The sequence below is a fragment of the Mycolicibacterium fluoranthenivorans genome, assembly GCF_011758805.1.
GTDB classification, from domain to species: Bacteria; Actinomycetota; Actinomycetes; order Mycobacteriales; family Mycobacteriaceae; genus Mycobacterium; species Mycobacterium fluoranthenivorans.
Genome location: NZ_JAANOW010000001.1, coordinates 3,375,355 through 3,400,004 on the forward strand (window position 1 = coordinate 3,375,355; position 24,650 = coordinate 3,400,004).

General features: G+C 67.5%; 25 protein-coding genes. 14 read left to right on the plus strand and 11 right to left on the minus strand.

Annotated features, from left to right (window positions below):
* The first annotated feature begins 25 nt into the window (after positions 1-25).
* Positions 26-919 (plus strand): aminoglycoside phosphotransferase family protein, encoded by an 894-nt coding sequence (locus FHU31_RS16385; RefSeq protein WP_167161083.1) that lies wholly within the window; start codon positions 26-28, stop codon positions 917-919.
* An 11-nt stretch (positions 920-930) separates the two neighbouring features.
* Here the strand turns inward: FHU31_RS16385 and FHU31_RS16390 are convergent, their stop codons facing one another.
* The 3 genes from FHU31_RS16390 to FHU31_RS16400 are packed head-to-tail and all read right to left on the minus strand — an operon-like array spanning position 931 to position 4,306.
* Complete coding sequence (locus FHU31_RS16390; protein WP_167159928.1) at positions 931-2,187, minus strand: cytochrome P450; 1,257 nt, start codon at positions 2,185-2,187, stop codon at positions 931-933.
* A 4-nt stretch (positions 2,188-2,191) separates the two neighbouring features.
* Positions 2,192-3,151: an enolase C-terminal domain-like protein gene (locus FHU31_RS16395; protein WP_263988244.1), complete on the minus strand. Its 960-nt coding sequence runs from the start codon at positions 3,149-3,151 to the stop codon at positions 2,192-2,194.
* A gap of 12 nt (positions 3,152-3,163) precedes the next feature.
* Positions 3,164-4,306, minus strand: a complete 1,143-nt coding sequence (locus FHU31_RS16400; RefSeq protein ID WP_208410254.1) for an alkaline phosphatase family protein — start codon at positions 4,304-4,306, stop codon at positions 3,164-3,166.
* Positions 4,307-4,395: 89 nt separating this feature from the next.
* On the opposite strand from FHU31_RS16400, the gene FHU31_RS16405 reads away from it, so the two are divergent.
* Positions 4,396-5,091, plus strand: coding sequence for a cutinase family protein (locus tag FHU31_RS16405; RefSeq protein WP_167159930.1), 696 nt, complete (start codon positions 4,396-4,398; stop codon positions 5,089-5,091).
* A 4-nt stretch (positions 5,092-5,095) separates the two neighbouring features.
* Here FHU31_RS16405 and FHU31_RS16410 read toward each other — a convergent pair whose 3' ends face one another.
* Positions 5,096-5,755 carry a hypothetical protein gene (locus FHU31_RS16410; RefSeq protein ID WP_167159932.1) on the minus strand — a complete coding sequence of 220 codons (660 nt, stop codon included), beginning with the start codon at positions 5,753-5,755 and terminating at the stop codon, positions 5,096-5,098.
* Between the two features lie 257 nt (positions 5,756-6,012).
* On the opposite strand from FHU31_RS16410, the gene FHU31_RS16415 reads away from it, so the two are divergent.
* Positions 6,013-6,678 (plus strand): MOSC domain-containing protein, encoded by a 666-nt coding sequence (locus tag FHU31_RS16415; protein ID WP_167159934.1) that lies wholly within the window; start codon positions 6,013-6,015, stop codon positions 6,676-6,678.
* Positions 6,679-6,683: 5 nt separating this feature from the next.
* Here the strand turns inward: FHU31_RS16415 and FHU31_RS16420 are convergent, their stop codons facing one another.
* From FHU31_RS16420 to FHU31_RS16430, 3 genes are all read right to left on the minus strand, one after another.
* Positions 6,684-7,367, minus strand: coding sequence for an Rv0518 family GDSL lipase (locus FHU31_RS16420; RefSeq protein WP_167159936.1), 684 nt, complete (start codon positions 7,365-7,367; stop codon positions 6,684-6,686).
* A 109-nt stretch (positions 7,368-7,476) separates the two neighbouring features.
* On the minus strand, positions 7,477-8,658 hold the full coding sequence (locus FHU31_RS16425) for an acyltransferase family protein (protein WP_167159938.1): 1,182 nt from the start codon (positions 8,656-8,658) through the stop codon (positions 7,477-7,479).
* Between the two features lie 104 nt (positions 8,659-8,762).
* Entirely contained in the window at positions 8,763-9,317 is a 555-nt protein-coding gene (locus FHU31_RS16430; protein ID WP_208410255.1) for an Rv1352/Rv1906c domain-containing protein, read from the minus strand.
* Positions 9,318-9,638: 321 nt separating this feature from the next.
* Here FHU31_RS16430 and FHU31_RS16435 point away from each other — a divergent pair, with 321 nt between their 5' ends.
* From FHU31_RS16435 to FHU31_RS16450, 4 genes are all read left to right on the plus strand, one after another.
* Positions 9,639-10,067: an MmpS family transport accessory protein gene (locus FHU31_RS16435; protein ID WP_090357346.1), complete on the plus strand. Its 429-nt coding sequence runs from the start codon at positions 9,639-9,641 to the stop codon at positions 10,065-10,067.
* Between the two features lie 64 nt (positions 10,068-10,131).
* Positions 10,132-13,047: an MMPL/RND family transporter gene (locus FHU31_RS16440; protein WP_167159940.1), complete on the plus strand. Its 2,916-nt coding sequence runs from the start codon at positions 10,132-10,134 to the stop codon at positions 13,045-13,047.
* A gap of 17 nt (positions 13,048-13,064) precedes the next feature.
* Positions 13,065-13,427 carry a DUF732 domain-containing protein gene (locus tag FHU31_RS16445; RefSeq protein WP_167159942.1) on the plus strand — a complete coding sequence of 121 codons (363 nt, stop codon included), beginning with the start codon at positions 13,065-13,067 and terminating at the stop codon, positions 13,425-13,427.
* Positions 13,428-13,492: 65 nt separating this feature from the next.
* On the plus strand, positions 13,493-13,915 hold the full coding sequence (locus tag FHU31_RS16450) for a DUF5078 domain-containing protein (RefSeq protein ID WP_167161089.1): 423 nt from the start codon (positions 13,493-13,495) through the stop codon (positions 13,913-13,915).
* A gap of 61 nt (positions 13,916-13,976) precedes the next feature.
* On the opposite strand, the gene FHU31_RS16455 is transcribed toward FHU31_RS16450, so the two are convergent.
* Positions 13,977-15,188 carry a multidrug effflux MFS transporter gene (locus FHU31_RS16455; RefSeq protein WP_167161091.1) on the minus strand — a complete coding sequence of 404 codons (1,212 nt, stop codon included), beginning with the start codon at positions 15,186-15,188 and terminating at the stop codon, positions 13,977-13,979.
* Positions 15,189-15,300: 112 nt separating this feature from the next.
* On the opposite strand from FHU31_RS16455, the gene FHU31_RS16460 reads away from it, so the two are divergent.
* Both FHU31_RS16460 and FHU31_RS16465 read left to right on the plus strand, forming a co-directional pair.
* A complete protein-coding gene (locus tag FHU31_RS16460; protein WP_208410256.1) occupies positions 15,301-15,810 on the plus strand; it encodes a MarR family winged helix-turn-helix transcriptional regulator in 510 nt (169 codons plus the stop codon).
* Positions 15,811-16,092: 282 nt separating this feature from the next.
* Positions 16,093-16,668 (plus strand): C40 family peptidase, encoded by a 576-nt coding sequence (locus FHU31_RS16465; RefSeq protein ID WP_167159944.1) that lies wholly within the window; start codon positions 16,093-16,095, stop codon positions 16,666-16,668.
* 10 nt (positions 16,669-16,678) lie between these two features.
* Here the strand turns inward: FHU31_RS16465 and FHU31_RS16470 are convergent, their stop codons facing one another.
* A complete protein-coding gene (locus FHU31_RS16470; protein ID WP_234901487.1) occupies positions 16,679-17,857 on the minus strand; it encodes a CynX/NimT family MFS transporter in 1,179 nt (392 codons plus the stop codon).
* A gap of 108 nt (positions 17,858-17,965) precedes the next feature.
* Here FHU31_RS16470 and FHU31_RS16475 point away from each other — a divergent pair, with 108 nt between their 5' ends.
* Positions 17,966-18,643, plus strand: a complete 678-nt coding sequence (locus FHU31_RS16475; protein ID WP_167159948.1) for a FadR/GntR family transcriptional regulator — start codon at positions 17,966-17,968, stop codon at positions 18,641-18,643.
* A gap of 3 nt (positions 18,644-18,646) precedes the next feature.
* Here FHU31_RS16475 and FHU31_RS16480 read toward each other — a convergent pair whose 3' ends face one another.
* Positions 18,647-18,907, minus strand: a complete 261-nt coding sequence (locus tag FHU31_RS16480) for a hypothetical protein (RefSeq protein ID WP_234901203.1) — start codon at positions 18,905-18,907, stop codon at positions 18,647-18,649.
* Between the two features lie 535 nt (positions 18,908-19,442).
* Here FHU31_RS16480 and yaaA point away from each other — a divergent pair.
* The 4 genes from yaaA (at position 19,443) to FHU31_RS16500 (ending at position 23,980) form a co-directional block, all read left to right on the plus strand.
* Entirely contained in the window at positions 19,443-20,189 is a 747-nt protein-coding gene (gene yaaA / locus FHU31_RS16485; RefSeq protein WP_167159950.1) for a peroxide stress protein YaaA, read from the plus strand.
* A gap of 94 nt (positions 20,190-20,283) precedes the next feature.
* Positions 20,284-21,249, plus strand: coding sequence for an esterase family protein (locus FHU31_RS16490; protein WP_167159952.1), 966 nt, complete (start codon positions 20,284-20,286; stop codon positions 21,247-21,249).
* Positions 21,250-21,293: 44 nt separating this feature from the next.
* On the plus strand, positions 21,294-22,667 hold the full coding sequence (locus FHU31_RS16495; protein WP_167159954.1) for a WS/DGAT/MGAT family O-acyltransferase: 1,374 nt from the start codon (positions 21,294-21,296) through the stop codon (positions 22,665-22,667).
* A 134-nt stretch (positions 22,668-22,801) separates the two neighbouring features.
* A complete protein-coding gene (locus FHU31_RS16500) occupies positions 22,802-23,980 on the plus strand; it encodes a hypothetical protein (protein WP_208410257.1) in 1,179 nt (392 codons plus the stop codon).
* 3 nt (positions 23,981-23,983) lie between these two features.
* Here the strand turns inward: FHU31_RS16500 and FHU31_RS16505 are convergent, their stop codons facing one another.
* Positions 23,984-24,640, minus strand: a complete 657-nt coding sequence (locus FHU31_RS16505) for a GNAT family N-acetyltransferase (protein ID WP_167159956.1) — start codon at positions 24,638-24,640, stop codon at positions 23,984-23,986.
* Between the last annotated feature and the right edge of the window lie 10 nt (positions 24,641-24,650).

Genomic DNA, 24,650 nt, shown 5'->3' on the forward strand with positions numbered 1-24,650 from the left:
CCGGACAAGCTGGCAGGATGGCACGGTGTTCGTCCTTCCCGACGCGGTGGCCGCCATGGCGGCGCGGGGCCCGCAGTGGCAAGCCTGGGTGGACCGGCTGCCCGCGATCGTGGCCGGACAGCTGAGGGACTGGAGCCTGACCCCCGACGGCGTCCCGTCGCACGGATTCTGCTCGGTCGTGCTGCCGGTGCGCGCCGATGACGGCAGTGCCGCGGTGCTGAAGGTGGCCTTTCCCGACGACGAGTCCGAACACGAACACCTGGCGCTGCGGCGGTGGGGCGGCGCGGGTGCCGTCCGGCTGCTGCGTGCGGACCCGCACCGGCGGGCCATGTTGCTCGAACGGCTGCATGAACGAAACCTCAACGAGCTCTGGGATATCGAGGCATGCGAGGTGGTCGCCGGGCTCTACGCCCGCATACACGTCGCGGCGCTACCGCAACTGCGGCCGCTGGCCGGATTCATCCGGGAATGGACGGCCGAACTGCGCAAGCTCCCGCGCAGCGCCGCGGTGCCACGCCGGTTGGTGGAGCAGGCGATCAGTCTGGGCACCGACCTCGCCGAGGACCCCGCCTGCGGGGGCACACTCATCCACGGCGACCTGCACTACGAGAACGTGCTCGCCGCCGACCGGGAACCGTGGCTGGTGATCGATCCGAAACCGATGAGCGGCGACCCGCATTACGAGATCGCGCCCATGCTGTTCAACCGCTTCGACGAGCTGGAGGGGTACGTCCGCGAAGGCGTACGCCGCCGGTTCCACACGATGGTCGACGCCGCCGGGTTCGACGCCGACCGGGCCCGGGCGTGGGTGATCGTGCGGATGATGCACGACGCGATGTGGGAGCTCACCGAGAACGACGTGCCCGACGCGCACCATCTGACCACCTGCGTGGCGATCGCCAAGGCGGTTCAGGACTGATCCGCTGGGCCTCAGATTCGCACCGGCAGCGACGAGATACCACGCAGCGTCACATTGGGCTTGTAGACGGGCTCGCCGCCGAGGCGGGCATCCGGGAACCGGGCGGTGACCGCCGATAAGGCGATCGATGCCTCCAACCGCACCAGTGCGGCGCCCAGACAGAAATGGGTGCCGTGACCGAAACCCAAGTGCCGGATCACTTTTCGGTCCGGATCGAACTCGTCGGGTCGCTCGTTGGCGGCAGGGTCGCGGTGCCCGGCGGCCAGCAGCACGATCATCGTGTCGCCCTTGGGCACCGTGACGTCCGGTAAGACGATGTCCTCGGCGGCGATGCGGCCCAGCAACTGGGCGGGCGGATCGAAGCGCAGCGTCTCCTCCACCACCCGCCCGGCCCGGTGCCGGTCGGCACCGAGTGCGGTCCATTGCGCCCGGTCGCGAAGCATCACCAGGATCGCCGTCGTGATGAGGCTGACCGTGGACTCGTGTCCCGCGATCAGCAGCAGGTTGCAGGTGGAGATGATCTCGTCCTCGGTGAGCTGGTCACCGGACTCCTCGACCGCGATCAGCGCCGAGATCAGGTCATCGCCCGGATCGCGGCGGCGGCGCTGGATCAAGTCCCGGAAATACGAGCGCAGCCACTTGCCCGCCTCGATCCGTTCGTGGAAGCCCTCGGGTTTTCCGGTGGCGGCCAGAAACGGGTCCACGGTCTGCCCGAGCAGCGTCGAGGCGTGGCCGAACTGCGGCTCGTCCTCGACGGGCACCCCGAGCAGGCGGCAGATCACCGCCACCGCGAGCGGGTAGGCCAGGCCGGTGACGGCGTCGAATTCACCGTTGCGCTGCGCAGTGTCGAGCAGCCCGTCCACCACCGCGGTGATCTCGTCCTGCATCGCGCTGATCACCCGCGGCGCGAAGGCCTTGACCACCAGTTTGCGCAGCCGGGTGTGATCGGGCGGGTCCAGGAACAGGAACGCCGGGGTGCGCCGCTGGTCGACCAGGCCGGCCAGACCGAACGGCCGGGGCTGCTTGCCCTCGGCGATCTGACGCTGCGCGATGGTCGATTTGTCGCGGTCGCTGGCCGAGGCCGGGTGTCGCAGCACGGCGTCGCAATGGGCGAACGACGTGAGGACCATGAGGTTGACTTCGGGCAGGTGCAAGGGCCCATGCTCGCGCAGCTGTTGGTACACCGGATACGGGTCCACGCGGTTCGCCGGTGCCAGCGCCTGCGCCAGCAGAAGGTGCGGATCCGACCCCGATTGCGATGCCGTCATTTGCTCATTCTGCAATCGCCGCCCGCAGCCGTTCGCGCCACCTTTGTGTTCGGTCCCGATCGGTCACCGTGTACTGCGCCAGAAACTCGGCCGCCGGCGCGGCCGGCATGGGTGCCACCGGCAGGAAGCCGTCGACGGGAATCAACGACCGGGCCGGTGCGACCAGGTCCCCGCCGAACAGCAGGCGGGTGCCCAGCGCGCAGGCGAACGGCAGTTCCGGCAATGCTCCGGCCAGGGCGACGCCCGCGGCGACGCCGATACTGCTGACGGCGTCGGAGACCACCACACACGGCAGACCGGACAACTCGGCGATGCGCAGCGCCCGGCGCGCCCCGCCCAGCCGGCCACAGCGCAGGACGGCGATATCGGCGGCCGCCCGCACTGCCTCCAGGTCGGCTGCGGCGTCGGCGTCGGCCGCAATCGGGGCGGCCACCCGGGCCCGGACCCAGGCCGTCTGCTGCAGGTCGGCGCAGGGTCGCGCGACGAACTCGAGGGCGCCGGCCGCCTGTTCGAGCGCGTTGATCGAAGTCACCGCGGACGCCGGATCCCAGCCGCCCCTGGCGTCACAGCGGAGGACGCCGGAGGAGCCGAGCGCCTCCCGCACCGCCGCCACCCGCGCGATATCGTCGGCGAGCATCCCCGCGGGACCACCGACCGTCACGTCCGCGGTGCCACAGCCGGCGGCCTGCACGATCTCGCGGGCCCGCGCGGCCCCGACGGCCGGCACGCTGACCGCGACGGGCACCCGCCCGCGCACCGGATCGGGCCAGCCGATGGTGCCCGGCTCCGTGGCCGCGGTCAGCCAGCGGCCCAGTGCGGCGGCGTCGGCATCCGGTGGCGGGCTGAACTCCCCCCAGCCCTGCGGTCCTTCGATGAGCATGCCCTCGGCCACCGCCGCACCCACCGGATCGAGGACCGGGAGCGCGAAGACGGGCGCGTCGTCGAAGTCGATCAGAGTCTGCACAATCAAGCGACGCTAGCGGACCACGTATAGCGGGACCAGCATCTCGGCCGCAGTCAGCGACCCGTGATGGCCGACCAGAGTCGACTGCAGCGGCTCGGCACCCGACCGGATGACGGCCCGGTCTCCGGTCGGCACCGCGACGACGTCACCGATGCGGGGCGCCACCTGCGGGGCGATCTCCGGACCGAACCAGCCTTCGCCGATCACCTCCTGCCGGGTGAGCACCGTGAAGTCGTCGCTCAGCAGGTCACGCCAGGCCGCGGCGACATCGGAGGCCGCCCCCGGCTCGGTGTAGACATGGCGTGCCCGGGGCTCACCGCCGAGTCCACGCACCCCGGCCTGCAAGAGCGGCTCCCGGTCGAAGTCCACCGGTGAATCGACCGCCACCATGCCGTGGTCCGCGGTGACGATCAGGGCGGCGTCGGCGGGCAGGCGCTCGGCGATGGCCCGGATCGTGAGATCGACGTGGGCCAGCTCGAGCGCCCAGGCCTCCGAATCCGGCCCCCGCACGTGCCCGGTCATGTCCAGGTCGCCGTGATACGCATAGACCAGCGCGCGGTCGCTGCCGCCGAGAGCGGTGAGCACGCCGTCGACCAGATCACCGGAGGAGAAGTTCGGCCGGAACTCGCCACCTCGCAACGCGGCGCGCGTCAATCCAGAACCGGCCTGGTACATCGGCGCCACCTGAGTGACGACGACACCGTCGGCGACGGCCCGCTCGAACATCGTCGTCACCGGTTGAAATTGTTCCGGCACAATCTCTTTCAACAGGTCGACCGTGGGCCCCTGGCCCATCAGTCGCCATTTCAGCGGGTTCATCATGCGCTCGTGACCGGGCACGGCCAGCAGGTAGCCGACGATGCCGTGCTCACCGGCGGGCACCCCGGTACCCAGCGACGCCAGGCTCGCGGCGGTGGTACTGGGGAAGCCCGCGGTCAGTGTCCTGCCGGTCATCCCGGCCAGGAACGGTGCGGCATCGCGGCGGGCGGCCACCAGTTCGGCTCCCATCCCGTCGACCAGCAGGACCGCGACGCGGCGGACACGGTCCAGACCCAGCCCGACCCGGTCGCGCTCCCCCGCCACGCCCAGCGCACCCAGGACGGACGGCAGAAGATCGGCCAGCGCGCCGTCGCCGTAGCGGGGAGTGATGAACATGAGGTCAGGGTAGGCGGCGGGCAGCCTGCCCACGGGAGACACATCCGCGCCATTACCATGACCGCTGAGCGAGGATTTGGAGCAAAGGTATGAGCACCAGCGCCAGAGCGCGGCGGTTGTCGACGGGAATCGGGGCCTTGCTGGGCGTCGCGGCTGCGGTGTTCACGCTGTGTGCGGGTGCACCCACCGCCACGGCCGAACCCTGCGCCGACGTGGATGTCACCTTCGCTCGCGGGACAACCGAACCGCCCGGACTCGGGGCCGTCGGGCAAGCCTTCGTCGATGAGGTGCGGGCCCGCGCGGGTACCCGGACGGTCAGCGACTACGCGGTCAACTATCCGGCGAGCAATGACTTCCCCACCGCCTCCGACGGCGTCGTCGACGCCATCGACCACATCAACACCATGGCCGCTAACTGCCCCAAGACCAAGCTGGTGTTGGGCGGCAGCTCACAGGGTGCGGCCGTCATCGGATATGTGACCGGGCCGGCGATCCCACCCGGCTACATCGTGCCCGCGGGTATCAACGGGCCGATGTCGGCACAAACGGCCGAGCACATCGCCGCGGTGGCCCTGTTCGGCACGCCGTCGGACGGCGTGGTCGCCACGCTGGGCGCGCCGCCGGTGGTGATCGGCCCGCTGGTGGCGGACAAGACCATCGATATCTGCCTGCCCGGCGACGTGATCTGCGCGGGTGGCGGCGGTATCAGTCTCGTGCACGGCAACTACGCGCACACCCAGGCACCGGCCGAAGCGGCCGACTTCGTCGCGCAGCGCGTCTTCTAGCGCCTCACCAGAATCCCCAGCCGCCGGGCTCATCGCCGGGTGTGGACGAATTGCGACCCGTCGTCGGTGGTGCCGGTGGGACGGCGCTGATCGGCTTGCGGGTCACCGGGGTGCGGGTGACCCCGATCTCCGGTTTGCGACGCTGCGTGGGCTCGGTGCGCCGCGGCACGGAATAGGTCGGTTGCTCGGTCTGGGTGGGGAGCTCCTGCGCCGGGTCCGGTGGCGGGGGTGCCGGTGCGGCGCTGGGTGCCAGGGGCGAGCTCGTCGCGGCGGTGGTGACCGGAACCGGCGCCGGCTCCGGTCGATCCGGCGCGGGTTCCGGCCCGCGCATCGCCACCACGGTGACCGGAATGGCGACGGCGAGCGCCGCCACTGCGGGGATGACCGCGCGGGTGCGATACCAGGGATCCGGACGGCGGGGCTGAAAGAGCCACCCCGCGGCGACCGGGGTCTCGGGCGCGGCGTGCCGGGGGCCGGTGGATGCCGGTGCGATATCGAATGTCGGGGCCGCCCCCTCCGCGCGGGCGTGCCTGCCGCCGCGTTCCGGCGCGATCGCCGGCGCAACGGCCGGCTGCGCGATATCAGCTGCACCGAACCAGCCGTCGTCTACGTGGTCCGGCGGATTGCCGAAATCCGCATTACGGCGAGCGGTCCGCTCGATCATCGGCTAATGCTAGGTGACGGTGGGAACGGCCGGGAAACCGCTGGTCGCAGGATAGCGGCCGGACGGCAGCGCGGGCGCCGGGCGAACAGGTCGGCGCTCAGCCGGTCGAAGACCACGAAGGAGAGGGGCGGGTCCGTGCGCATGGCGATCTGCGCGGCGGTGCTCTCGGATGCGTTGGGCCCGCGGGTATTCCGGTCCGGCGAAGCGTCACGGCTGAGCATCCGGTGCGACACCGCCCTGCCCACTAATCTGGGTCCATGTCCCATGTGCTCACGGTCAACATCGCCGAACCCCGGACGAGTCCCGACGACGACCGGCTGCAGACCGGCATCGACAAGCGGCCGACAGCGGGACCGGTCGAGGTGCGTTCTCCCGGCCCGATGCAGGGTGGGCTGGGCAGCGGGTTGGTGGGCGATCTGATCGGCAATCAGGCCTTCCACGGTGGTGATGATCAAGCGGTGTACGCCTACGCGCGCGAGGATCTCGATGCCTGGGAGGGCAGGCTGGAGCGCGCGATCGCCAACGGCGTGTTCGGCGAGAACCTCACCACCAGCGGTGTGGATGTGACGAATGCCTTGGTCGGTGAACGGTGGCGGGTCGGTTCCGAAGGCCTGGAACTGGAAGTGTCGCGCCCGCGGATTCCCTGCCGCACGTTCGCGCTCTGGCTGGAGATCAACGGCTGGGTCAAGTCTTTCACCACGACGGCGGTCCCGGGTGCGTATCTGCGCGTGGTGACACCCGGCGCGGTGCGCGCCGGCGACCGCATCGAGGTCATCGAGCGCCCCGACCACGACATCACCGTCGGTGTGGTGTTCCGCGCCCTCACCCTCGAAGCCGGCATGCTGCCGTCGGTACTCGCCGCCGACGCGCTACCCGAGGACATCAAGCAGAAGGCACGGCGGCGGGCGGGCCGCGCCGGGTAAGCGGCTCAGGGGGTGAGAGGCAGCTGGTCGCCGACCAGCGAGGCGATCCGGTCGGCCAGGTAGGTGTGTCCGGCGTCGTTGGGGTGCACGCCATCCGGCGCGATCAGGTCCGGACGCCCGACGAACCACCGCTCGGCGATCGGGTCGATGAAGACCGCTCCGGCGGCACGGGCGGCGTTGCCCAGCGCGTCGCGGTTCTGCAGCACCTTGTCGGGTACGTCGGCGGTGGGCCACGGCGGCCCGATCACGAGCAGCTTGGCCGCCGGCGCGGTCCGGCGGGCGGAATCGAAGGCACTCCAGGCCATCCCGGCCAGCGCCAGCGGATCGACGGGTTCGTCGTTGCGGGATCCGAAGAACACCACCAGGACGTCATCGGGCCGTACCGCCCGCGCCGTGAGGTCTCCGAAGACGCTGCCGTGATCGCCGCGGACCCCGTATCCGGCTCGACCCTCGGACGCCACGTCCGCAGTCACCGGCTTTCCCTGTCGGGCCAGCACCTGCCAGGCTCGAGCCGGCCATCCCTTGCCGCCCAGACCGCCGAAGTTGGTCCCGGTGGTGTACGAGTCGCCGATCACCGCGATATGACTGAGCGGCGCCTCGCGGCTGACGGTCATCACCTCGACCGGACGGGTGCTGACAAGTCCGGCCGTCACAGCCAGCGACATCACGAGCACGGCAAGGCGATGCAACGGATTCCCCCTCCGGTGGTCCAGGATCGATACCGCCGACAGCCTACTGGTTGGCTTCAGATAGTTTGCCGCGCAGGGTGATTCGGCACACCGAATGCACAGCGAACACTCAGGCGGACAGCTTGCGGTCATCGCGGCCCAGCGACTGAACAGACGGGGTCGCGTCCTTGACGTCGACCATTCTGCGCATCCACCGACGGGCGGGTTCCTCGATGAAGTGATACAGCGCGGCCGCCGCGGCGAATGCGACGGCGAACACGCCCAGCAGCATCCACGTGCCGGCCGGGCCGGCGAGGGTGAGCTCGAACTGCAGCACCGCCCAGTTCCACGCGGTGTGCACGATCTCGTGCACCATGTACAGGCTGAACGAGATCTGCCCCCCGTAGGTGAGCACCCGTAGCGACAACAGACTCGGCAACGTGCCGGTGCCGATCGCCAGCGTCACGACCAGCGGCACGAACAACAGGTCGAGCACGCCGCCGCTGTCGATCACATCCGGAATCGGGTGTGCGTCGAACCAGTAGAGAGCGCCGACCATCGCCACGACCAGTACGACGCCCGCGATGCCGGCCAGGGTGCGGGTCCGATCGGACGGGTTCAGTCGGCGGACCGCGGCGCACGCGATGGCGCCCGCGGTGAACTGCAGCAGAATGCGCGGGAGCCAGCTCCACGGCGTGTAGAAGTGCCCGGTGGCCAGCAGGAACATGACCGGCGGCAGCGTCACCGCGAACGCCAGCCACAGCAGGGTGCGGGCCCGGGTGGCCCTGGCCATCCGGAAGATGATCAGCACCAGCCCGCCGAAGAGCAGATAAGCCAACCATTCCGCGCTGATCGACCACGCCGGTCCATCCCAGCTGGTGCCGTCGAAGAACGGCTGGAACCACAGCTGCACCAGGAACAACTGGCGGATGTAGCTGACGGCGTTGAGGGTGCCGACGTTCTCCGAGGGAATGTGACCGACGTACAGCGTGAAGATGATCCAGAGCGCGGCCAGATGCAGGGTTACCAAATAGACCGGCCATACCCTGGCCAGCCGCATCCACAGGAAGTGCAACGTGGCCCGGGTGGACCAGTTCTTACCCATCTTGTCGATGTAGGTCCAGGTCAGGACGAATCCACTGAGGATGAAGAACAGGTCGACGCCCTGTGCTCCGACGTTGAGGATCGGGGCCAGTGCCTCGCTGAAATTCGGGGCGGCCTCATGCAGCAACGGCCGGAAGTGGAAGAGCACCACCCAGACTGCGGCAAAGATGCGAAGACCCGTGAGGGCCTTGATCTCTCCGCTGCGCACAACACTCTTTCCGTGGCCGTATCCGTTGGGAGAATATCAGCGCAACGGGTCAGTGGCCGCGAAGCGAACGCTGAGCGATTCCTGTCAACGACGGATGAACGCGATCAGGGCGTAGGCGTGGGAGCCGGTCCCGGTGCAGGTCCGGTTCCTTGCGGCGGCGAAACGGGCGCCGCAGGTGCATCGGGATTCGCCGCGTTGTACTGCGCCGCGTTGCGGTTGAGCGTGTCGAGGTAGGCCTTGAGTTTCAGGCCCTGCAGCACCGGCGGCAGTCCCGGCCCGGGCGGCGCCTGGTCGGTCAGCTGCCAGGTCTGGCAACCGGTGGTCTTGAAGGTGCCGTCAGAGGCGTCGATCTGCACCACCTGCGCCTCGTGGGTGAAGGCGCGGTCGATGGTGTCACCGGTCTGGCCGGCCGGCGCGGCGGCGATCCGACGCCAGGAGCAGGTGCCGTTGCCGACCGGACCTGCCGAGGCGTACACCCCCGGTGCGATATCGGTGCCCACCACGAAGGCACCATCGTGGTCGATCACGGTCTTGGGCGCCGCCGGCGGCGCCGGGGCCGGTGCCGGCGCGGGGTCGGCGCCGGCCGGGGACGGTACCGCCCAGGCCATGGCTGCGAAAGCGGCGAAGGCGGCAGGCACTGCCCACAGATTCGACCTCATGGGTATCAGGGTAGGCCCGCGCCGGCGGTGCTCAGTAACCCTTAAGGCTGCCTGAGTGGCTCCCGATGCCGCGGAACGCGGCCGGTGCGCACATCCGGCGACTCCGCTCTAGACTGCGATCTCAGCTACTAACATGCAGGTAGAAGGCGTCGGCACGGGCCCAGCGGCCATTGGCGGAGCAGCCCCTCGGCGTTGCAAAATATGTACGACACGTCACTCTGTTATATGGGCTAAGCTCTCAGTTACATAAGCTAACCTGTGGCGATCATAAGACGCCTGGTAGCGGCGGCGAATCAAGCTGACAGGGGAAATCGGTACTCGATGAACGTGCTCAAGCGCATCTGGATTCCGCTGGTCATCGTGGTCGTGGTCGCCGTGGCCACGTTCACCGTGATGCGGGTCCGCACGTTCTTCGGCACCGGTCCCGGATATATCGCCACCGAGAACAGCGCCGGCGACGACACCAAGCCGTTCAACCCCAAAGTGGTCAAGTACGAGATCTGGGGCACCGGCGCCACCGCCAACATCAACTACATGGACCTGGACGCCAAACCGCAGCGCGCCGACAACGCGCCGCTGCCGTGGACGCTCACGTTGAGCACCACCGCGCCGTCGGTGTTCCCCACCATCTCCGCGCAGGGCGACGGCAACAGCCTGTCCTGCCGTATCACCGTCGATGACGAGGTCAAGGACGAGCGGACCGTGGACGGCGTGGGCGCCCACACCTACTGCCTGGTGAAATCGGCATGACCCGAAGGCGAGCGCGAGCGAGGATCGCAGCGCAGCGAGGACCGGAGCGAGCGGGAGCCGAGGAATGAGTAGCGCCCCCCGCAACGACGATCCACCCACGGACACCATTCCTGCGGTCGAGGCACCGAGGCGATCGGTGATCCCGCGGACCATCCGCGTCCTCGCCTTGCCGATCATCCTCGGCTGGATCGCCATCATGGTGGTGCTCAACGCGGTTGTCCCCCAGCTCGAAGAAGTGGGGAAACTGCGATCGGTCTCGATGAGCCCGGACAACGCACCGTCGATGATCGCCATGAAGCGGGTCGGCAAGGTCTTCGACGAGTTCAAGTCGAACAGTTCGGCGATGGTGGTGCTGGAGAGCGATCACCAGCTCGATGACGCCGCGCACAAGTTCTACGACGAGATGATCAAGAAGCTGGAAGCCGACACCAAGCATGTCGAGCACATCCAGGATTTCTGGGGTGATCCGCTGACGGCGGCCGGGGCGCAAAGCGCCGACGGCAAGGCCACCTATGTCCAGGTGTATCTCGCCGGCAACCAGGGCGAGTCACTGGCCAACGAATCGGTCGAGGCCGCTCAGCAGATCATCGATAGCATGACCCCACCACCGGGGTTGAAGGTGTTCGTCACCGGACCGTCCGCCCTGGCGGCCGATCAGCACATCGCCGGTGACCGCAGCATGAAGATCATCACCGGGCTGACGTTCGGCGTGATCATCGTGATGCTGCTGATCATCTACCGCTCGTTCGTGACGGTGTTGCTGGTGCTGACGATGGTCGCCGTCGAGTTGGGCATCACCCGCGGGTTCATCGCCTTCCTGGGCTATCACAACATCATCGGGCTCTCGACGTTCGCGACGAACCTGTTGGTGACGCTGGCCATCGCCGCGTCGACGGACTACGCGATCTTCCTCATCGGCCGGTACCAGGAAGCGCGCAGTGTCGGCGAGGACCGGGAAACCGCGTATTACACGATGTACCACGGCACCGCCCACGTGATCCTGGGCTCGGGCCTGACCATCGCCGGCGCGACGTTCTGCCTGCACTTCACCAAACTCCCCTACTTCGTGTCCCTCGGTATCCCGTTGGCCATCGGCATGGTGGTCGCGGTGTTCGCCGCCCTCACGCTGGGGCCCGCCGTCGTCACGGTGGCGTCCCGGTTCGGCAAGACACTGGAGCCCAAGCGGGCGATGCGTACCCGCGGCTGGCGCAAGATCGGCGCGATCATCGTGCGCTGGCCGGGGCCTGTGCTGGTGGGCACCCTCGCGCTGTCGATGGTCGGTCTGCTGACGTTGCCGGGGTACCGCACGAGTTACAACGACCGCGACTACCTGCCGGCCGACATCCCGGCCAACATCGGCTACGCGGCGGCGGATCGGCATTTCAACCAGGCCCGGATGAACCCGGAACTGCTGCTCATCGAGAGCGATCACGATCTGCGTAACTCGGCGGACTTCCTGGTGATCGACAAGATCGCCAAAGCCATCTTCAAGGTGCCCGGCATCGGGCGCGTGCAGGCCATCACCCGGCCGCAGGGAACCCCGATCGAGCACACCTCGATCCCGTTCCAGATCAGCATGCAGGGCACCACACAGAAAATGAACGAGAAGTACCAGCAGGACATGATGGCCAACATGCTCAAGCAGGCCGATGACATGCAGGTCACGATCGACAACATGACCAAGATGTCCAACATCACGGCCCAGATGGCAGCCACCACGCATTCGATGGTCACCAAGATGAAGACCATGACCCTCGATGTGGCCGAATTGCGGGACCATATCGCCGATTTCGACGATTTCTTCCGGCCCATCCGCAATTACCTGTACTGGGAACCGCACTGCTACGACATCCCGTCGTGCTGGGCCATCAGGTCGATCTTCGACACCCTCGACGGTATCGACACCATGACCGACGACATCCAGAAGCTGATGCCCGATATGGAGCGGCTGGACACGCTGATGCCGCAGATGGTGGCGCTCATGCCGTCGATGATCGCCACGATGAAGAACATGAAGACCTACATGCTGACCATGTATCAGACCCAGAAGGGCATACAGGATCAGATGTCGGCGATGCAGGACAACTCGTCGGCGATGGGCGAAGCGTTCGACGCGGCCCGCAACGACGACTCCTTCTATCTGCCGCCCGAGACATTCAACAACGCCGAGTTCAAACGCGGTATGAAGAACTTCATCTCCCCCGATGGCAAGTCGGTGCGCTTCATCATCAGCCACGACGGCGATCCGATGAGCCCCGAAGGCATCTCGCATATCGAGCCCATCAAGCAGGCCGCCAAGGAAGCCATCAAGGGCACCCCGCTGGAGGGCTCCAAGATCTACCTCGGCGGCACCGCCTCGGTGTTCAAAGACATGGCCGACGGCTCCAAATTCGACCTGATGATCGCCGGGATCGCCTCGTTGTGCCTGATCTTCATCATCATGCTGATCATCACCCGCGCCGTCGTCGCCGCCGCCGTCATCGTCGGCACCGTGCTGCTCTCGTTGGGCACCTCGTTCGGCTTGTCCGTGCTGATCTGGCAACACATCATCGGTCAGCCGTTGCACTGGATGGTCCTGGCGATGTCGGTGATCATCCTGTTGGCCGTCGGTTCCGACTACAACCTGCTCTTGGTCTCCCGGTTCAAGGAGGAGATCCACGCCGGCCTGAACACCGGCATCATCCGGTCGATGGGCGGTACCGGATCGGTGGTCACCTCGGCCGGTCTGGTGTTCGCCTTCACCATGATGTCGATGGCGGTCAGCGACCTGATCGTGATCGGGCAGGTCGGCACGACCATCGGTCTGGGTCTGCTGTTCGACACCTTGATCATCCGGTCGTTCATGACGCCGTCGATCGCGGCGTTGCTGGGCAAGTGGTTCTGGTGGCCGCAGCGGGTGCGTCAGCGTCCACTGCCCGCGCCGTGGCCCCAGCCCGCATCGGCACCGGTCGGCGCCGGCGCTTCGGAGTCAGTCAAGTGAAGGTGAGGGGTCAGGTAGTGAAGAAGACCAAACTGACGGCACTGGCGGCCATCGCGATCGCCACGGGCCTCACCGCTGCCGCCCCGGCGGCCGCGGACCCGGCGTATGACCGCGATCCCGACACCAACTTCGCCCACGAGTTGCACACCTACGGCATCTACGGGCAGAAGGACTACAACGCCTGGATCGGTAAACTGGTCTGCAAACGCCTCTACAACAACGTCGACCACACCGCGTTCGACTCGGCCAAGTTCATCGGCGCCAACCTCGACCGCCACAACACCACCGAGCAGAACTGGCAGTTCCTGGGCTCGGCACTGAACTACTACTGCCCCGACCAACGCGTCATCCTCGACCAGGTCGCGGCCGCCCAGCACTAGGAAGGAACACCATGACCACCACCAAAGCCCGGCGCCGATCCCCCCGCCGACTGGCCGCCACCGCCATGGCCCTGACCGCCCTGGCCGGCGCCATCGCCACCTCTGGCATCGCCTCCGCCGATGCCACCGACGACTACCCCATCCCCAACCGCATCCTGCGCACCCCGTGCACCGCCGAACAAATCATGGCCGCCGCACGCGACGTCGAACCCGTCTACTACGAGCGCTACATGATCGACTACAACAACAAACCCGCCGCCGACCAACAAGGCGCCCAAGACCGCATCCACTGGTTCTTCTCCATGGACTACGCCGGCCGCCGGCAATACTCCGAAGACACCGCCACCAACGCCTTCTACGAACAAATGTCCTGGCGCTGGCCCAACTGGGCCAAACTGTTCTTCAACAACAAAGGCGTCGCCGCCCATACCACCGACATCTGCCAGAACTACCCGGCAGGCGACATGTCCGTCTGGGACTGGCACTAGCCACGACCCGAAGGCCCGTGAATTCCCAAGGAATTCACGGGCTTTCGCGTGTCAGGCGCACTCAGCGCACCGCCGGCGCCACCTCGTGCTCAGGCGTGTCGACCGGTTCCGGCCGAGGCCCGCGGGTGAAGACCATCAGTGCGACCGCGGCCAGCACGGCCGCACCGAACATGGCGATGCCCATGGGTACCGCACTGTGCTCACCGGCCAGGCCGACCAGAGGTGACGCACCGGCGCCGAGGGCGTACTGCAGAAAACCCAGCACGGCTGAACCGGTCCCGGCCGCGTAACGGACCTCGGCGGTGGCCAGCGCCATGGCGTTGGCCACGATGAAACCCATACTGGCCATGAAGCAGGCCATCAGCGCGATCGTCGGCACCGGCGCCACGCCGCCGGCAGTGACGGTGATCAACAGCAGTCCGGTGACGACCACCATTGCCGCCACGCCGGCCGCAAGGAGCGTACGAGGCTCGACACGCGTCACCAACCTGGCCGACAGTGCGCTCATCACGGCCATCACCACCGCGCACCCACCAAAGGTCAGCGAGTACACCCGAGGGGACAGCCCGACGATGTTCTGCAGTACGAACGGTGAAGCAGATATATAGGAGAACAGCGCGGTGAACACGAAGGCCAATGCCAGCGTGTAGCCGAGGTATCGGCGGTTGGACAGCACGGTTCGGGTGCTCGCCCGCAGCGCCGCCAGTCCTCCGGGCCGCCGCCGGTCACGCGGGAGTGATTCCGGGGTGAAGAAGACAACCCCGAGCAACATCAACGCGTTCAAGACTGCCAGCGCGGCGAACACCGCGCGCCAGCCCAGGTCGGCGACGATGAATCCACCGAGAACCGGCGCGATGACCGGTGCCAGCGCGCCGATGACCATCAGCACGCCGAACAGCCGGGCGGCCGCCGCCCCGGTGGCTCGGTCCGCCACGATGGCGCGCGAGATCACCACCCCGGCGGCGCCGCCGAAGCCCTGCGCAAACCGCAACGCGATGAGGACCGGCGCCGTCGGACTAACGATGCAGAGCAGGCTGGCGACAAGGCAGACCAGGCTGCCGACCAGCAGCGGCGTGCGCCTGCCGTAGCGGTCGGACAGCGGGCCGATCACCAGCTGACCGACCGCCAGGCCGATCAGCAACGCGGTCAGCGTGAGCTGAATCATCGATGCCGACGTGCCGAATTCGGCCGCCATCTCCGGAAACGCCGACAGGTACATGTCGATGGACAGCGGCGTGACGGCGGACAGCAGTGCCAGGACAGCGATCAACATCGCCGGTGTGGAACCACGAGTCGATGTGGTCAAGGAGGCACCTCAGTTCCATTTTGGATATATATCTATATATATAGGAACATACGTATTGAGCAATATGTAATCTGACGTGATGGAGACCACTCCGGTGAGCGACACCCACACCCGAGAACTCGCTCTCGCACTGCACGAGCTGTCCTGGCGGTTGACGCGTTTCGGCCCGCACCGCGCCGGCCTCGATCCCCTGCCGGCATCCGAGCTCGCGGTGCTGCGCGCCGTCGTGGACGAACCCGGCCTGAGCATCTCCGATGTCGCGAGCATCGTGGCCATGCAGTCGAGCAATGTCAGCGCCGCCGTCCGGGCCCTGATCAACCGCGGATTGGTCTCGAAATCGCCACACGAAGATGACCGGCGCGTATCGGTATTGCACCCAACACCCAAGGCCCGCATCGATAAACGTGCGATCGACGATGCGCTCTCCGATGGCATCGCTGAAGTCCTGGCGGAATTACCGACCGAAGTCGTCGCGGCGCTGCTGTCCGCCGCACCCGCCATGCACACCCTGGCGGCCGCGCTGGCCAAGTCCGGCGGATCCACCAGAACACCGGTTGCCAGAATCGACAACGACGGCGCAGATCTGTGAATCTTATTGTTCGGCAAGCTATTTGGCCGTCATCACGGACCACGCTCCAGGCCAACATGATTCACGACATCGGCCCATGCCTCGCACCGCAGAGCAGGCAGCAGCCCTGGCCGACAACATCTTTGCGAAAACTCCGTGCCTCCTCTGCTAACGAGGTGAATTGCGGCCTCCACCAACACCGTTCACCAGCTGTTTTGTGAGTTTTCCGATAGGTGTGTTGAATTGTGAAGGGAGTCACAGAATTTTGCTCCCTTACAAAATGCTCTGTTACTGTCCGTCCGCATGTTTGCTCTTGCGTCGCTACTGGCGCTCGTCAACCAGGTTTCGGGAACGCCGTATATTCCGGGCGGGGACAGCCCAGCAGGAACGGATTGCTCGGGCCTGGCATCCTGGGTCAGCAACGCCGCGACCAACCGCCCGGTCTTCGGGGACCGCTTCCACACCGGGAACGAAGAACGTGCACTGCTGGCCCGCGGCTTCAAGTACGGCACCGCGCCCGGCACCCTGGTGATCGGCTGGAACGGCGGTCACACCGCGGTGACGCTGCCCGACGGCACGCCGGTCTCCTCCGGTGAAGGCGGCGGTGGAGTGCGGATCGGTGGCGGTGGCGCGTACCAGCCGCAGTTCACCCACCACATGTACCTGCCCATGCCCGCCGATGCGGCGCCGACCGACCCGAGCGCTCCGGTCGACGCGCCGCCGATCCCGGTCGAATTCCTGCCGCCCGCTCCGGCGGACGTCCCGGCGGTGCCCGTCGACTTCACCCCACCGGCGCCGCAGGATGCCGTACCACCGGCTCCGGCCGATATGCCGCCGGCACCGGTGGCCCCGCCGGCTCCGGACACCATCCCGGTCTGACCGGCGCGGGCTACACGTACCGGTTCCGCCCGGCCAGCGCGCCCGTCACCATCTGAATGGCATAAATCACCAGCACCACGGCCCAGGACACCGTCCAGCCGCCCGTCAGATCGTGCAGCAGGCCGAACAGGAACGGTCCAACCCCAGCCAGCAGATAACCGATCCCCTGCACCATGCCGGACAGCATGGCGGTGTCCGCGGCATCGCGGGAGCGCAGTGCGATGACCGTGAGGGCCAGCGAGAACACGCTCATCCCGAGACCGAGCAGCACGCTCCACAACAACGGCGCCACGTCCGGCGCCACGGCCAGCCCGGTGACGCCGACGAAGCCGAGCGCACCCAGACCGACGATCCAGCCGCTCTGGCTGGGTCTGCGTGCCGCAGCGGGTGCGATCACGATGCTCACCGGGACCGCGAGCACCGAGATCAGCCCGAGCAGTAGCCCGGCGGTCGTCTTACTCATCCCGCCGTCGATGAACACCGCGGGCAGCCAGCCCATGACCACATAGGCCAAGAAGGCCTGGCAGCCGAAGAACAGCGTGATGATCCACGCCAGCGGACTACGCAGCATCGATCGGCGCGGCAGCGGATCCTCGTGGCCGGCCACCCGCGGCGCCACCGCGACCGGGACCCCGCGTCGTCGGGTTGCGGCGAGCCACAGTGCCAGCGCGAGCGCCGCCAGCGCCGCCCAGGCGCCGAGGGCGGTACGCCAGCCCGAGACCGCATCGAGCGCCGGCGTGACCGCCGAACCGAGGGCGCCGCCGCCCTGCAGGGCCGCGGTGTAGATACCCGTCATCGCACCGATCCGCGCCGCGAAGGACCGTTTGATGACGACGGGGATGAGCACATTGATCAACGCGATACCAGCGGTCGCGACGAGCGTGCCGCCGATGACCACCGCCGGCCCGTCGACGACCCGCGCCAGCAGACCCATGCTGAGAACCACCAGCGCCACCGTGATCGCGCGGTCGACGCCGATCCTGGCCGCCAATCGCGGCGCTGCCAGGCCCGCGGCGGCGAAGCACAGACCGGGCAGGGTGGTGAGTAATCCGGCCCACGTCCCGGAAGCGCCCAGCGCATCACGCATATCGCCCAACAACGGCCCCACACTGGTGATCGCGGGGCGAAGATTGAGGGCAGTGAGTACGACAGCCACCGTCAACAGCAGCCCACCGGCTGCCGGTCTCATCTCCAAGACGCCGGCCGCCGGTGGCCGGTCGATCGTGTTGCGGTGGCGAGACTCGATCACCGGAATTAGCATGCCATACATCCCATGATTGGATGAAAGGGGCTTTGAGTGCCACTAGCCACCACACGTCGAACCGGGTTGGTCGACCAGGTCATCGACCAACTACGCGCTTCGGTGACCGCCGGCGAATACCCCATCGGCACCAAGATCCCCACCGAACCGGCGCTTTCCGAAACGCTCGGGGTGGGACGTAATACCGTGCGGGAAGCCGTCCGGGCGTTGGCGCACGGCGGCATCCTGGAGGTCCGGCAAGGCGACGGCACCTATGTGCGGGCCACCAGCGAGGTATCGGGGGCACTACGCCGACTGTGCGGATCCGAGCTGCGAGAAGTACTGCAGGTCCGCCGATGCCTGGAAGTCGAGGGCGCCCGACTGGCGGCGTCGGCCCGGACCGAGGACGATCTCGCCGAACTCTGGCAGTTGTTGCACCGCCGCGATGAACTACAGCGGGAGAACGCCGTCGAAGACTTCGTCCGCGCCGACGCCGAACTGCACTTCGCCGTGGTGCGCAGCGCCCACAACACCGTGCTCACCGAGCTCTACCGCGGCCTCACCGAGGTGGTACTCGCCAGCGTCGCCACCACTACCCACGACACCGCGGCCGCCGCGCACATCAGGCACCGCGGGCTGGTCGAGGCGATCGACGCAGGGGACGTCGACCGCGCGGCGCGGGAAGCAGGCGGTTTCCTCGACGAATTGCTCGGCGAGTTACCCGACCAGGCCTGACCTCTACTCGGGACGCAGCGCGTCGCTGTTGACGAAGGTCAGCGAGCCACTGTCGAGCTGGACCGCCCAGCGGCGGGCCGGGTCGGCAATCACGTCATCGCCGACGGAGACCGCATAACCAGCTGCATCACCGAAGTCGTCGACGATGATCCCGCGGGACTCTTCGTCGGTATCCGGGTGGACCACCACCCGCACATTGACGCCGAGACCTCCTTCGCGACCATCGTCCTCGGTATCGGCATCCACGAGTTCCTGAGCGGTCACCGGAGTTCCCCTGTCGTTCCTGGGGCTGACCAGAGCCAGCCGCGTTCTATAGCCTTTTCCGGAATCGAAGATTGCGGCACTTGTAATGCTAAACGATCAGGTATGTGAAGCGGCTAACGATCGAGATACCCGTGCGCTGGTCGACAGACAACGCACCACGCCGATTTTCGTGCGATTCGACCCGCCACCCCGTTCGGTGCCGGGAGCCGTTCGACCGCGTCCAGGAAATCGCAGGTCCGGGCAGTTTCATTAGGCGCGGCGGGAAACGGGAAATCGGCCGAACGGTCGATTGCACACCGATGTGTGCATTCTCAGCAAAACCGCGCGGCGGCCGATTCGGAAATCGGTCACACGCCGCGCACATTCGGAAAATCATCCCGCAGCAACGCATGCTCAACCATTCCCGCGCTCACCGACACGCCTGCGGGCCCGTCACAATTCGACGCACAAATACGCCCGCCCTGGACCGTGGCGCTCCCGAAACGTCCACCCGGTGCCCCTCGGCACCGAAGTCGACTCGGCTACCCTCTCTGCGGTGATCGTGCTGTTACCTCCGTCGGAGACCAAACGTGCGGGGGGCGACGGCCCATCGCTGACCATCGACGCACTCAGCTCCCCCGCGCTACATCCACTGCGTGCCGCGCTGGTCGACGAACTCGTCGCGCTGTCCGCCGATCGCGAGACCTGCCGCCGCGCGCTGGGCATCACCGCGGCACAAGACGGCGAGATCGACCGCAATGCAGCACTTTTGACATCAGGGACTCTTCCGGCGATCCACCGCTACACCGGAGTCCTTTACGACGCACTGGATGTCGACTCCCTACGTGGCGCCACCGCGGCCCGCGCCCGGGCGCGCCTGGCGGTCGGTTCGGCACTGTTCGGGCTGCTGCGTGCCGACGACCCGATACCCGCATATCGCCTCTCGGCGGGGTCCAAACTGCCCGGGCAACCGACGCTGGCCGCCCGGTGGCGACCTGTGCTCGAACCCGTACTGGCCGATATCGCCGCCGGCGAATTGGTGGTGGATCTGCGTTCCGGATCGTACGCGGCACTGGGCCGGCTGCCCGGTGCGGTCACGGTTGATGTGTTGTCGGAGAACAGTTCTGGCAAGCGGACGGTGGTGAGCCATTTCAACAAGGCCCACAAGGGCAGGCTGGCCCGGGCCCTGGTGTCCAGCCGGTCCGAACCCGACGATGCCGGCAAGGTCGCAGCGCTCGCCCGCCGGGCCGGCATGCGGGTCGAGCGCACCGGCGACGAGCTGACCATCGTGATTGCGGCCTGAGCCGTCGACCCGTAGATAAACCGTGACATCACAACGTGATCACGGCCCGCGTCGATGCGGTGCGGGTCCCCGGCCGGCTGCTAGCTTGCGGTACATGCCCCTGCTCCGCCGCATCCTGGGACTAGTGGTCACCGCCGTGCTACTGGCCGGATCGGTGTCCGTCGGCGCACCGAACGCTGCGGCGTTCTCCAGTGCCGGCGGGCCGATCGAACTGCTGCAGGTGCCCTCACCGTCGATGGGCCGCAACATCCCCGTGGGGTTCCAGGGCGGTGGACCGCATGCGGTGTACCTGCTCGACGGCCTGCGGGCCCAGGACGACTTCAGCGGCTGGGATATCAACACCCCTGTCTTCGACTGGTTCTACCGTTCCGGGCTGTCACTGGTGGTACCGGTCGGCGGGCAATCGAGCTTCTATACCGACTGGTATGCACCGGCGAAGGGCAATGCGGGCACGACCACCTACAAGTGGGAGACGTTCCTGACCCAAGAACTGCCCGCATGGCTGGCGGCCAACCGCGGGATCAGTCCGACCGGCAATGCGGTGGTGGGATTGTCGATGTCGGGCGGGTCGGCCCTGACCCTGGCGATCTGGCATCCCACCCAGTTCATCTTCGCCGGCTCCCTGTCCGGTTTCGTCAATCCCTCACTGGGACTGTGGCCCACGCTGATCGGTGTGGCGATGAGAGATGCCGGCGGATACCGGGCCACCGACATGTGGGGCCAGAGCACCGACCCGGCGTGGCGGCGCAACGACCCGATGGTGAACGTCGCCACGCTGGCCGCCAACGGCACCGCGGTCTGGGTGTATTGCGGTAACGGCGCCCCGTCCGAACTGGACTCCGGATCCGACTTCGGCGGTCTGTACAGCGCCCAGTTCCTGGAGAACATCACGCTGAACACCAACAAGGAGTTCCAGAAGCGTTACGTCGCCGCCGGCGGCCGCAACGGGGTGTTCAACTTTCCCCCCGACGGGACACACAGCTGGGGCTACTGGGGATCGCAGCTGCAGGCGATGAAGCCCGATCTGCAACGTGTGTTGGGTGCCACTCCGGCTGCCTGAGCAAAGCGCATCGGCCTCGGGGCTGGATCGGTAGCGTCATCCGCATGAAGTTGATCTCGCCGACCGACGCGATGTTCCTGCTCGGTGAGTCCCGCGAGCATCCGATGCACGTGGCCGGACTGCAGCTGTACCGGCCACCCGAGGGGGCGGGCCCCGAGTTCGTCACCGACATCTACGAGTCGATCGCCAAATGCGACGAATTTCAGCCCGCCTTCCGTAAGCACCCCGCCAGCATGTTCGGCGGAATCAGTAATCTGACTTGGGCTTTCGACTCCGACGTCGACATCGACTATCACCTGCGCAGGTCGGCGCTGCCCCGCCCGGGTCGCGTGCGTGAGCTGCTGGAGCTGACCTCACGACTGCACGGGACGCTGCTGGACCGGCACCGTCCGCTGTGGGAGGCGTATCTCGTCGAGGGTCTGCACGACGGACGATTCGGCGTCTACACCAAGATCCACCACTCGTTGTTGGACGGGGTTTCCGCGCAACGGCTGATGATCCGCACCCTGTCCGCCGATCCCGACGACAGGCAGGTACGAGTGCCCTGGGCACTGCCTCCGCGCACGCGGCCGGCCACGCCGGCGCGCCGCGGGTCCTCATTGCTGGGAGCCGCCACGGGTGCGGTCGGCGCGATGGCCGGACTGGCGCCCTCGGCGCTCACGCTGGCCCGTGCCGCTCTGGTGGAACAGCAGCTGACGTTGCCGTTCCGCGCGCCCAAGACCATCTTCAACGTGCCGATCGGCGGCGCACGCCGGTGCGCGGCCCAGTCCTGGCCGTTGGCCAGGATCAAGGCGGTCAAGGACGCCGTCAGCGGCGCGACCGTCAACGACGCCGTGCTCGCGATGGCTGCGGGCGCGTTGCGTGCCTATCTGTTGGAGCAGCAGGCGCTGCCCGAAACTCCCTTGGTGGCAATGGTTCCGGTGAGTCTGCGTGGTGAGCACGAACAGGACGCCGGGGGGAACATGGTCGGCACCATCCTGTGCAATCTGGCAACCGATATCGCCGATCCGCTCGAGCGACTGGAGAAGATCAGCGCATCCATGCGCGACAACAAGCAGGTGTTCGCCGAGCTGCCGCGGCTGGAGGCGCTGGCTCTGTCCGGCTTCCTGATGTCGGGCATCGCGCTGGGCCTGCTCCCGGGCTTCGTGTCCTCGGCGCCGCCCCCGTTCAATATCGTCATCTCGAATGTGCCCGGTGCCAGGCAGCCGATGTACTGGCAGGGAGCGCGCCTGGACGGCAACTATCCGCTGTCCATCGCGCTGGACGGCCAGGCACTGAACATCACGCTCACCAACAACGCCGACAACCTGGATTTCGGGTTGGTGGGCTGCCGGCGCAGCGTGCCGCATCTGCAGCGGCTACTGACCCATCTGGAGGATTCGCTGGCCCTGATGGAACATGCCGCCGGCCAGCGTTGACCCCGTAAACACCTGCCGTGTCACAGAATTGACTCTGCTTGACAACGGATCGACATCCACCGAATCGACACCTTGTGCGAATTCCGATTCGCGATAGGTTCTATTTGTCGCCGCCGCAAGGAGAATCGGATTCCATGTCGCACGTCTCGAATCGTTCTGCGCTCACGGCGGTGGCGGCAGTCGGGCTCTACTGCTCAGTGCTGATCATAAACCCCGCGGCGATCGCCGATGCGGAATCCGCGGCGAGTCCCGGGGTGCCGTGCCTGGACATGGTGCAGCAGTTGGCGGCCTCCCCCGAGATCGTTCCGGAGGCACTCATGGCGCCGCCTGATGTTGTCATGCCGCCGCCGCTTCCGGCTGCCCCGGCGCCGGCGGAGCCGCTGGTCGAGGCCTCGGCGGTGGTACCCGAGAGCGCCGCACCCGTCGTGGCTGCCGCATCCGATGCGGTGCCGGCGGTGCCGGTCGTCGCAATCCCGGCTCCCGAGGCAACGGCTGCTGACGCGATGGCTCCTGCGGCCGTCCCCGCGGCCCTTCCGGCCGCGGACGTCGTCGCCGTCGATGCGGCACCTGCGGCGGCTGCCGCGGCGGCCCCCGCCGCTCTTGCCGCTCCGGTCGCGGCACCGGCCGTGCCGCTCGCGGTCCCGCCTGTGCCGCTGGGCGTCCCGATTCCCCTTGGTGCTGAACCGGTTCCGGCCATGGCACCCTTGATCGAAGCCGCCGCACCGGTACCCGATGCGGCGCCGGTGGCCGCGCCCGCGGTGGTCGACGCCACACCGGCGGCCAATGTGGTCGCGGTGGCTCCCACGCCCCCCGTCGTCGATGCCGCTCCGCCGGCCCTGCCCGCGGCAGCCGCACCGATGGTGGCACCCCCGCCTGTCGAAGAGGTTCCCCCGGCGCCCGCGGCGGTGGCCGCGCCGCCTCCGCCCGCCGATATCGCCGCGATCCCGGCACCACCTGCCGACGCGGCACCGTTGGACGCCGCCGCGGCCCCGGTCGATGCGGCGGCGATCGCCATCCCGCCGGCCGTGGCCGCGCCGCCGGTAGCCGCCGCGCTACCGATTGATGCGATGGGAAGCGTGCTTCCGATGCTGGCTTCGGCGCCGGCGGTGGTCGCGGCCACCCCTCCACCCCCGCTGGCACTGCCGGCGGTGCCCGGCTTACCGGATTTCCCGACCGAACTGACGCTGCCACACGATCTGGTCTGTGCGGGCACGGCCTGGTCGGCGAATGCCGATGGCGCCCATCATGATACCGATTCGAGTGTCAGTTCAGACCGTGCACGCTGGGACGACGGGCGCCACGAGGACGGCTGAGCGTCAGGCGCTCGGAGCGCGGACGACGACGGGCGCCGCCGGAAAGTAGATCGCCATCTCGGAGCGCGACTTGCGAAGGGCCGCAGTGCCGTAACCCTTCTTGCGATGCTCGGGGTGAATCCAGATCCGCACCTCGACCTCGTGGCCGTTGAGTTCACCGAACACCAACCCGACCTTCTGGTCACCCTCAAGCGCGACGAACCACGCGGCTTCCTCGGCTTCGACCCTGGCCAGTGCCGAAGCGATCTCGTCGTCGAGTGCACCGGCCGGCGCACCGGAACCGTCGCCGGCGGCACCCTGGTCCTGGATACGCACCTCGAAGATGTCACGGTCCTCGGCACCCGAAAACGCGCGCAGCGCCAGGGTTTCGGCCGAGGACGCGGGGCGCTCGTTCAGGGTGAACGTCAGCTGGCTGTTCAGATCGTCGAGTTCCTCGGCGATGATGCGGCGCGATTCCTTGGTGAGCCGGTCGAAGGACAGCCCGATGACCGCCTCGCCGCCGGCATGGGTGGTGCCCAGCAGGGTGGCGATGGCTTCGACGGCCGCGTCGCGGTCTTCGGCGTCCACGATGATGTCGAGCACCTCGTGCCGGCGATCGAGCGCCTTCACCAGGGCATCGGCGATGTCACGACGGGCTGCGGCACGATCCAGATCGGTCATGCCACCAGCC